11 protein-coding genes are annotated in these 10,314 nt (G+C 33.1%); all 11 read right to left on the bottom strand.

Annotated elements, in window-relative coordinates; all coding sequences use genetic code 11:
* Window positions 1-129: 129 nt before the first annotated feature.
* The 11 genes from C3L50_RS10885 to C3L50_RS10835 all read right to left on the bottom strand — a co-directional run bounded on the left by C3L50_RS10885 (window position 130) and on the right by C3L50_RS10835 (window position 10,193).
* Complete coding sequence (locus tag C3L50_RS10885) at window positions 130-1,989, bottom strand: M61 family metallopeptidase (protein ID WP_103806195.1); 1,860 nt, start codon at window positions 1,987-1,989, stop codon at window positions 130-132.
* 116 nt (window positions 1,990-2,105) lie between these two features.
* Entirely contained in the window at window positions 2,106-2,384 is a 279-nt protein-coding gene (locus C3L50_RS10880) for a DUF2805 domain-containing protein (protein ID WP_103806194.1), read from the bottom strand.
* Window positions 2,385-2,508: 124 nt separating this feature from the next.
* Window positions 2,509-3,336, bottom strand: a complete 828-nt coding sequence (locus C3L50_RS10875) for a sterol desaturase family protein (protein WP_103806193.1) — start codon at window positions 3,334-3,336, stop codon at window positions 2,509-2,511.
* A gap of 44 nt (window positions 3,337-3,380) precedes the next feature.
* Window positions 3,381-3,983: an alpha-ketoglutarate-dependent dioxygenase AlkB family protein gene (locus C3L50_RS10870; protein WP_103806192.1), complete on the bottom strand. Its 603-nt coding sequence runs from the start codon at window positions 3,981-3,983 to the stop codon at window positions 3,381-3,383.
* 72 nt (window positions 3,984-4,055) lie between these two features.
* Window positions 4,056-4,763 (bottom strand): aquaporin Z, encoded by a 708-nt coding sequence (gene aqpZ / locus C3L50_RS10865; protein ID WP_103806191.1) that lies wholly within the window; start codon window positions 4,761-4,763, stop codon window positions 4,056-4,058.
* Window positions 4,764-4,918: 155 nt separating this feature from the next.
* The gene (locus C3L50_RS10860; RefSeq protein WP_103806190.1) at window positions 4,919-5,149 is read right to left on the bottom strand and encodes a uroporphyrinogen decarboxylase; all 231 of its coding nucleotides are present in this window, start codon (window positions 5,147-5,149) and stop codon (window positions 4,919-4,921) included.
* A 71-nt stretch (window positions 5,150-5,220) separates the two neighbouring features.
* Window positions 5,221-6,390 (bottom strand): DUF1501 domain-containing protein, encoded by a 1,170-nt coding sequence (locus C3L50_RS10855; protein ID WP_103806189.1) that lies wholly within the window; start codon window positions 6,388-6,390, stop codon window positions 5,221-5,223.
* Between the two features lie 11 nt (window positions 6,391-6,401).
* Window positions 6,402-7,814 carry a DUF1800 domain-containing protein gene (locus C3L50_RS10850; RefSeq protein WP_103806188.1) on the bottom strand — a complete coding sequence of 471 codons (1,413 nt, stop codon included), beginning with the start codon at window positions 7,812-7,814 and terminating at the stop codon, window positions 6,402-6,404.
* Window positions 7,815-8,046: 232 nt separating this feature from the next.
* Window positions 8,047-8,451, bottom strand: a complete 405-nt coding sequence (locus C3L50_RS10845) for a DUF2721 domain-containing protein (RefSeq protein WP_103806187.1) — start codon at window positions 8,449-8,451, stop codon at window positions 8,047-8,049.
* Between the two features lie 178 nt (window positions 8,452-8,629).
* Window positions 8,630-9,007, bottom strand: a complete 378-nt coding sequence (locus C3L50_RS10840) for a hypothetical protein (RefSeq protein WP_103806186.1) — start codon at window positions 9,005-9,007, stop codon at window positions 8,630-8,632.
* A gap of 169 nt (window positions 9,008-9,176) precedes the next feature.
* Window positions 9,177-10,193: a DUF6414 family protein gene (locus tag C3L50_RS10835; protein WP_103806185.1), complete on the bottom strand. Its 1,017-nt coding sequence runs from the start codon at window positions 10,191-10,193 to the stop codon at window positions 9,177-9,179.
* Between the last annotated feature and the right edge of the window lie 121 nt (window positions 10,194-10,314).

Here is a 10,314-nt window from a genome sequence, read left to right as displayed (position 1 = left end):
GAACAAAATAAAATATTAATGAAAACCTATAAAACTAAAAACAGCACCAAAAACGTTTTTGATGCTGTTTAATTTATTTAAATTTGTCTAATAATCTGTATCGATTATTTAGGACTAGTCAATTATTTTTTAGCCTTTTAGCCAAGCATTTTTCAACTCTGATTTTGTTGCATCTGTTGCTTCAAAACTTTCTTTGTCTTCATATGGAAGTTTTACTTTTCCATTGATAATTTGTTCTTTACCCTCTCGTTTTATTTTTACAGAAATTGGGTCGTTTTCTTTCCATTTATCGCTATCCGAAATCATATCGTAGATATTGTCATAATTGTAATTTTTACTATTAATTGCCAGTATAATATCACTTCCTTTTAAACCCAAGTTAGTATAAAAAACGTTTAAATCATTGCTTGGATTTATGATAATTTCTTTAGTAGATTGATTTACAGAAATGTATGGAATTTGACCTTTTAAGAAAACATTTGTTGGTGATTTTTTGATTGATTTTGTCACTCCAACTCTAGCTAGATAACTTGCATAAGGAATAGGAGTTGAACCTGAAACATAAGTTTTCAAGAATTCTCCAACTTCAGGATAAGTCAATTGAGTAATTTTCGCAAAAAGTTCCTCGTCATTGAATGCTTTTGAAACGCCATATTCATTCGATAATTTTTGCATTAAATCAAGAATTCCTCTTTTGCCATTGCTGTTGTCTCTGATAATTATGTCCAAACACATTCCAATCAGAGCCCCTTTTTCATACACATTCAAATATTGAGCTTTATAAGGTTCTACAAACACATTTTTACTCATAGTTGTAAATGGCATGGTGTCATCTAGTTTTTTTGAATTTTCAATTTTTCCTGCCATTCTAGTATAAAACTCATCTTCATCAATCAGTCCTTGATTGATTTGAAAAAGATTGGCAAAATATTCGGTCACTCCTTCGTACATCCATAAGTGTTCTGACATTTTTGGAGCATTATAATCAAAATTTTGAATTTCTTGAGAATGAATGGTCAAAGGTGTTACAATATGAAAAAACTCATGCGAAACGACATCTTTCATCTCTTTTGTTAATTCATCTTTTGGAAGCATTTCTGGAAATACCACGGTTGTTGCAGTTGGATGTTCCAAAGCACCAAATCCTTGAGCATCCTTGTTCATAGTGGACAAATACAATAAAACGCTATATTTTTTGGTTGAATTGATAGACCCTAAGAAACGTTTTTGAGCCGTCATCATGGTTTTCATTTCGGGCGTTATGCTCTCTGCTGTAATTTTTCCGTTTGGAGAATATACGGCAATTTGAATTTCCATATTATCTACTGTGAAAGTAGTATAATTAGGTTTTGAATACATAATTGGGTTTTCGACTAATTCAGCATAACGTGGCGTTATAAATAAATCATTTGTAGTAGCTGGATCTTGATCTGTCATTGAAGTTGCTCCCCAAAGAGTTGTTGGGTGAGAAATAGAAACTTTATAAGGAACCGACAAATAATCTGAAAAATAGCCAACAAAACAGTGCGTGTTAAGCATTATGTTTTTGCCTGCATCAATGTTTGAACCACTAGGCGAAAAAATATCTCCAGAACCAAAGCCCTCTCCTTTTTCGGTGTCATAAGTATCGTTTACAAAATAGGTAATTTTATCCAAAGTTTTAGCTTTAGCTATTGACCAAGAATTTTCATCCGTTTTTTTAACAGTTAAAGGGTTTCCTTTTTTGTCGAAAGCTTTTAAATCATCAATATGTTTTCCATAATTGTCTTCAGAATAGGTTCCTGGAACTGTTTTTGGGATGTGATAAGTCACTTCATCTGTTTTGATTTTAGGTGATTTAACGGTAACTAAAACCTTGTCATTCTTGATTTCATTTAGATTAATGTTAACCTGAATTTCTTCTTTATTAGAAGTCGCACTAGCAGTACTAGCAGTTTTACAACTCCATAGAACAGTTGCAAAAGCAAAAGCAAATATTATTTTTTTCATTTTATGTTTTTATTTGTGATATATGACTTTGAAAGTATAGATATGTTACACTTAAACTCAGTTTTTAAAGGATAATTTGAATAATAAAAAAACTCCTGAATATCAGGAGTCAAATGTTAATCAAGTTTATTTTTTATATAATATTTACCATCTAAGTCTTCGTCAAAGTCGTCAATTTTTGCAGGTTTTGGTTTTGGTTTACTGGCTAAAGCTTTCTTTTTCCACATTTCAAATTTCTCAGCAGGCATCTTTTTTTTCATGATTTCAAGAACCTCTTTTTCAGATAACCCAAATTCTTTTTTGATGATTTCAAAAGGGTTTCTTTCCTCTAAGGCGAACGTAACAAGTTTTTCTGTTTGTTCCCAATTTAATTCTGTGCGGTTACTCTTCTTCATTAGGTGAAAATTAATTCAATTTTATATTTAGGGTTAATGTTAATAGATTTGTTTTTAAATCTTTGTCCAATATTAATAAAAAAAATAATTACTTTTTATCTAAAGGTGTATTTTTTTATGATTTTTAATCGTTTTCTGGCGAACGGAGTTTTTGAAATGGTATTTTTAATAAATTCATCAATTGATTATTTTCGTCTGGCTTTGAATGTGTGTCTATTCCATATACTATTTCTTCTTTTTTGAGATACATAAATGTGCCAAAAAGCCGATCCCAAATCGAAAAAATATTACCGTAATTGCTATCCGTATAAGGCAATTTATAGTGATGATGCACCTTGTGCATATTGGGTGAAACCAAAAAATAACTCATTATGGTATCTATTTTTTCGGGAAATGAAAAATTAGCATGAGTAAACTGTGTAGAAACAACCGAAATAGTTTGGTAGATAAAAACTAACCACATTGGGCTTCCAACAACTACTATTCCTATGATTGTAAATGCAAAACGGATGATACTTTCGCCAGGATGATGCCTATTTCCAGATGTTGTATCTATCCAAGTATCCGTATGATGAATCAAGTGAAAACGCCATAGAAATTTGATTTTATGCTCAATTAAATGCGCCAAATAAGCTCCAATTAAATCCAGTAACAATAACCCAATTACTGTATAAAGCCACAAAGGTATTGTTGGCAAGCATTGTAAAACACCAAAATTGGTTGCAATTGTCCAATCAGAAGCCTTTAGTAAAAGAAAGGCTAAAGTAAAATTAATAAGAATGGTAGTAAAGGTCAGGAAAAAATTTATTCCAGCATGTTGCCATTTTTTATACTTGAAATGAAAGAGCGGAAAAGCATTTTCGATTAACCAAAAAAAAGTAATTCCACCCACAAGAATCAAACTTCTGTGTGAGGATGGAATTGTAGAAAAGTAAGCAATAATCTCGTTCATAATCAGTATTTTATTTCAAATCTAATGATTTTTGGATAATATGATTATTTAATGATTCGAAATGTTAGATTTATTCTGGATCCAATGAGTTTTGACGTTTTCGGAATTTGATGTTTCCAGAAATGTTGGGTGGTTCCTTTCATCACCAATAAGCTGCCATGTTCAAGCAAAATATTTTGTTTGAGCCTCGAAATCGAATTGTGCTTGAGTTGAAAAACACGTTCACTCCCAAAACTAACCGAAGCAATTATAGGATTGTTGCCCAATTCTTTTTCGTTGTCGGCATGCCAACCGTTGCTGTCTTTTCCGTCGCGATAGAGATTGAGTAGCACTGTGGTAAAATCGGTTTCAATGACAGTTTCAATCTGTGATTTTATCTTTTCTAGAATTGGGTTCCACGGTAGAGGTTGCATTTTGATATTCGAATAGGAGTACGATTTTCCATCATTTCCAAACAAAGCTGTTAAACGAGGTTGCGGATGTACTTTTCCAAAAACTCGAATTTCGTCCTGTTGCCAAGGAATGTCAGTTGTTAATTGTTCAAAAATCGCATCAGCTTCTTCCTTGTTAAAAAAATGAGGATAATAAATAATGTCTGCGTCTGGGAGATTAAAAACAATAGGTTCTGATTGGAAAAGTGAGTTCATAATGCAAAAATAAAGAGAAAAGCAAAGATTTTCATCTTTGCTTTTCTCTTTAAAATATATTTTGAAAAAAAATTAAGCTTCTGAAGTGTCCTGCAAAAGATTTTTATAAATAAATCCAGCTGCAATTGCTCCTAAAATTGGTGCAGCCCAAAACAACCAAACTTGTGACAATGGTTCGCCACCTACAAATATTGCTTGAGACAAAGAACGAGCAGGATTTACAGATGTATTGGTAATTGGAATACTGATTAAGTGAATTAAGGTTAAAGCTAATCCAATTGCGATTCCAGCAAATTTTCCGTTGGCAAATTTATCAGTTGCTCCAAGAATTACTAACAAGAAAAACATAGTCAAAATGAATTCAGCTATAAATGCCGATTGCATAGAATAACCATCAGGAGAAAAAGCATCAAAACCATTAGAGGCAAAAGCACCTGCTTTTGAAGGATCTATTGAAAAACCTGCTTTTCCTGATGCAATTGCAAACAAAGTTCCAGCAGCGGCAATCGCTCCAGCGCATTGTGCAATGATATAAGGAACTAATTCTTTGGCAGAAAATCGACCTCCAGCCCATAATCCAAAAGAAACTGCAGGATTAAAATGTCCGCCAGAAATATGACCCACAGCATAAGCCATTGTCAAAACGGTTAAACCAAATGCAAGAGAAACCCCCACGAATCCAATTCCTAAATCGGGAATTCCAGCAGCAAAAAGTGCGCTACCGCAACCTCCAAAAACCAACCAATACGTGCCAAAAAATTCAGCCAATAATTTTCTCATAATGTAAAATTTAGATTGTTAATGCATACGAAGTTAAGGTAAATGCATTTTAAAATCAAAATTTTTTGTTAAATTTTTGTAAATCGACACTGTTTTTGCAATTAACATTTTCTATTTTTTAAAATTTAACAGTATTATAACATTAAGAATGGTGTTTAATTGGCTCGAAAATGCTTGGTCAAATAAAAAATATTGACTCCCAAGATGAAAGCATTGGAAATGATGATCGGCCATGAGGTTGCCAACATAAAACCATAAATCACAAATAATAAGCATCCAGTAGAGTTGACTATTCGTAATGTGTTGATGTTTTTCATTAGAAAAGAAATCATCAATACTAATGAGGCCAAATATCCTACCGCTTCTGTTAATGTAATACCTAACATTTTTTTATTTTTAAATTGAAGTATAAAAATAAGGGATAGTTATGGTTTGAAGATAGAAATTTTAGACTTTTTTAAAACAATCCTTCTAAAGCCTTGTTTTGTATTCCAATTTTGGTGAAATCAAAATCCAGTTTGTTTTTCAAAATCGAGGCATACACACTTCTAAAATCAATTTCGTGCTTCAAATCGCCATTGTCCAAATCCGAAAGATTGGGGTTGTTTCCGATTATTTTGCCGCGGTTGTTTCCCCCAATGACAAACATTGGTGCCGCGGTTCCGTGATCGGTGCCTCGTCCATTGTCTTTCACGCGACGACCAAATTCCGAGAAAACAACAATCGTAACGTTTTGTAATTGTTGCGATTTTTTCAAATCTTCATAAAAACTAAAAACGGCATCATTGAGTTCTGTCAATTTATTTTTATGAATGGAAAGCTGGTTGTCGTGCGTGTCAAAACCGCCCAAAGAGGTATAATACACTTTCGAATTCAGGTTTCCTTTGATTAATTTCGAAATCCATTCGAGATTTTTGGCCAAGCCTGTTTTGGGATAAACGACATCCGAAGGTGCTGATTTTGCCAATGCTTTTTGAATGTCATCCGAGCCTTCCACTACCGAATTGGCTACTTTTCGAACAAAATCCAATTGTGGATTCTTGGATAATTGACCGTCATTTTCGGCCTTGCTTTTGGTTTTGAATCGGTCGGGATCTTTCACCGTAATCGAGTTGGGTTCTTCCCCTTTCAAAGCTAAATTGTCAATCGTGTCTATATTTATTCCAGCCGTAGGTTGGTGTTCTTTGCATTGCAAATCAAGATAACGTCCCAACCAGCCATCACTTAAATATTCCTGATGGGTTGGTGCAGTTTGCCAAATTTCCTGACTCCTGAAATGAGAACGAACCGGATTCGGATAGCCCACATTTTGTATCACTGACAAATCGCCACTTTGTTGCATACTGGCAAATCCTTTCAATGCGGGATGAAACGCCATACCTTTTGCTGAATTTAATACTTCGGTTTTGGATAGCGCAATTTTTGGACGCACATCATAATAAAGTGCATCTTCAAAAGGGATAAAGGTGTTCAATCCATCGTTTCCACCATTCAATTGAACAAAAACGATGCATTGTTCGCCTACAATCAAATTTTTTTGAGAGCCAAAAGAATATAAAAAGTCAGGCAAAAGGAGTGAACCACCTGTAAATGTTCCAGTGAGTGTTAAAAATTTTCTTCTGTCCATTTTCTTGATTTTTAAATAAGTTGAAATTCAGGAGTTTTAACCATATAATTGAACAATCGCATTACCGCATTATCCGAGCCTTCGGTCTTGCTGTCGAAATCGTATTTTAGTATTTTTTCAAAATCTTGTTGGTCGGCTTCGTCCGTTTGAAACAACAATCTATTTTTGAGTTCGCCAATGATCTCTTTATTGTTGCCTTCTTTGTTCCAATCCAATTTTACCTTGAGTTGCTGGTTTGGGTTTTGTCTTGTCATTAAATCATCACTCATCATCGAGTTGTCATTGTTGATTTTTTTGGCTCGGGTCAAGTTTTTTCCGTTGCAAAGCAAATCGGCAATATTGTTTCGTTGCAAGAAAACCTGTGAAGTCAGCCAAGAATTTCCGCCATCCCATCCTTTTACATTGGGTTGGTTGAACAAATCCATTCCTTGATCTTTGAGGAATCGTGCAATTAATTTTTCATTGGGATTTTCAATATTGAGTTCGTTCATCAGTTGCAAAGCGTATTCCAATGGATTTTTAATTTTGGAACCAGCATTGTTTTTGGCATATTCTTCGGTGAAAATTTTGGTCAAAAGCGGTTTGATTTCAAAATTCATTTTCTTGAAATAATCACCATAATAATGCACCAATTCTTCTCTTGGATTATCATAAATGAACCATTTCAATATTTTTCGAGTAATTAAATACGGAATATTGGGCTGTTCGAAAATGATGTCAATCATTTCGTCTATTTTGAAATTTCCTTTTTTGCCAAGATAAACGAAGTTGTCGTTGTCCTCGAAAATTTTTCTGTAAATAGCGTTGTCTTCACCAAGACCCAAACCGGCCAAACCTTTGGCTCCGTTTTTAATGTCTTCTTCGGTATAATTCCCGATGCCAAGGGTAAACAATTCGAGCAATTCCCGACTCAGATTTTCGTTGAGTTTGCCTTTTTTGTTGTCAACATTGTCCAAATAACGCACCATTGCATTACTTTGAACGATTGCTTTGGTCAAGGTTTTATAATTGCCAAAAGCATTTTCTCTCAGGATTTGATTGTGTTGAAAAACCCAATAATTGACTTTCACTTTCTGAAAGGTGGAAACAAAATGATTGTGCCAGAAACACGTCATTTTTTCGCGAAGCGGAAATTCATCTTGGTTCATTTTGTCAATCCACCACGCTCTCATTTCGGCAGAAGTCTGAATTTCTTTTTTGAGTAATTCTTTTTTGGCTTCGGGATTTTCGGCCATTAAAGCTTTTTTAGCTTTTTGTAATTCTTTAATCGATTTGGGACTGTCTTCCAGAAAATCGGGAATTTTAGAATCAAATTTGGTGGCAAAAGATTGTTCCAAGAACTTTTTCAAACCTATTTTTTCGATAGTTTTTGCTTGTTTTGCCGAATATCCGAGGCGCAATGACCAAAGTGTGTTTTTGTCCATAATCTAAAGTGCTATAAAAGTTGGACTTAGATTTTATAAAAGGGTTTAATCGCTTTATGAAATCTTTTGATTTTATGGCTATCCGTTACTTATGTCAATAAAATAATGGTACGCTGATTAAACGGATTTTAGCTGATTATCACGAATTAAAATTAAAAAAAATCAGTTTTTATCCGTTCAATCCGTGTTATCCGTGTGCCATTTTTTAGTTTAGTCCTCAAAGAGTTTTGTTTTATTTCGCTTCTTTTTTCTCCATCAAATCGCTCAAATGCACTCGAAGCGCACCAACAGAAATATTGATTTCCCAAAAAGACAATCCCAATGAAATAAGCAAACTAAGTAAGCTTAACCCAAAAAGTTTAACCCCAAACTCTTGTTCATCTAAAAATAATAATAACATTGTAAAAACGGACAGGAATAAACTCAAAACGCCCGCCATTTGCATGTAACGAATGAGTGTTAAACGCAAGTTCAGGTTTTTGATTTCCAATAAAACCATACTGCTTTCTTTTTCCTTATAAGCTTTTTTTAATCCTCGAATGATGGTAGCAATGGTAAGAAATCTATTGGTGTAAGCTAATAAAATTAAGGAAGTGGCCGAGAAAAGTAGAGCCGGAGTTTCAATGTGTACAGTCATTTTTTAAATATTTAATTTACGTTCAAAGTTCGGGAATCTTTAATCAATATGTGGTTTTTTCTCAAAAAAAAGACCTGCAAATTTTCACTTGTAGGTCTTTTGGATTAAACGGTTAATCGTTTAAACTATTTTATCAAATCAAAACTTCTATTTACAAAAGCAGTAAGTTCTTCATCTTTCAATTAATTTCGTATTCTTCATCTTCATCATCTTGTTCTTCATCTATTTTATCATTTTCATCTTCATCTTCGTCTTCAATTTCATCTTCATCTCCATATGATTTTTTAATGCGGTATTGTATAATTATTGTTATCAATAAGATTAAAGTAAATAATAACGAAAACATTACAAGTCCTACTAATGGCATTCCACAAGTATTATTGTTTTTTTCAAGATAATATACAATTAGGTTAAATGCCAAAATGGTGAATAGGATTTGACCCAAAAAACTAATTAAACAAATTGTTCCAAAGCTCCATTTAATATCTCCTCCAATAGCTTTTCTGCCAAAAATAATTTGAAATAATAGAGGTAGTATAATTAAAATTACGTGCATTTATTTATTATTAGTTTCTATTTATAATTTTCTCACAGCTAGTGCGAGCGTCCCGCTCGTACCCATTTCAATTTGAGATTTCTTTATTTTGTTTGTGTGCACGAGCGGGACGCTCGCGCCAGCACAGGGGGTGCACGAGCGGGACGCTCGCGCCAGCACAGGGGATGTTTTATTCTTCAATTATTATTTCTCTATAAATTCCAATTGGACTTACAGAAATTTTGGGATGATATACATTAAAGAATTTTTCTAATCCTTCTATGGCATTAAACACTCCACGAAAAACTTTGTCATAAACTTTCTCAACTGATAATTCTGTTTCGTCTTGATATTTGAATTCATCAGCTGGATGAACACGTTCATCAAATATTTGAGGACAAGAGGTAATTATTCCAAAAACAGTTAGTTTGATGTTTGGTCGACTACCATAATTATAGATTACATTATCGAATGAACCATCAACTAAAAAATCATTTTTTAAATTTGATATAATTTGAAACTCTGGAAAGTCATCAAATGGGAGAAGTCTAAAATTTAATCTATTTGGGTTGAGTGTTTTTATAAATGTTTTTACTCTTTCAACGAAGGTTTCGTCAAGAAGACTGGCGTCAGAATTTTCCTGAATAAGTTTATCGAAGTTTTTCTCCATAACTTTCAATTTTGCTAATTCTTTTGTGTTTTGTCCTCTTTTAAGAGACTTTCTCATTTCATCGATTTGCTTTCTTGCAACAATAACTTCAGGATGACTTTCCAAAGAAGAAGCATAAACTAATCGTTGAATTTCATTCATATTATCTAAAATATTTGTAAATCTACCGTAATCTTCAAAAGTTGTCCAACCTGTAGCTTTTACGTAGGTGTAATTAGGAACTTTTTCAAGAAACTCATTGAATGATGTTAGTTCTGAATTTAAATCTTTAAGTATGTTTTTGGAGGTTAAATTACTTTCAATTTCGTTTAAAAGTTCGTGATATAATTCCACTCGCTCAGTTTTTATGATTCTTTCTTTTTCACCTTCGCCTGTTTTAGCTTTGATGATTTTTATGTCAAAACCTAATTCGTTATTGATATTATTTTCGTTCTCAATTGCTCTAGTAATTTCTTGCAATAAACCACCGGATAATTGGCTATGTAGTGATTTAGCTTTATCGTAGTCAAAATAAATAAGGTCTCTAATTGCTTTCATAGTTAAATTTTTGTCTCCGATTTTTAAAAATATCACCTAACTTTTATATACGCATAAATTGTCAGTTTATTTTCTAAATTGTTGTTTTATGCGTATGTTTTGGTTGTATTTATGCGTAGTA

The organism is Flavobacterium alvei, from assembly GCF_002920895.1.
GTDB lineage: Bacteria > Bacteroidota > Bacteroidia > Flavobacteriales > Flavobacteriaceae > Flavobacterium > Flavobacterium alvei.
Note: the sequence above shows the minus strand (reverse complement) of the source record. Positions and strands in the feature narration are given on the sequence as shown.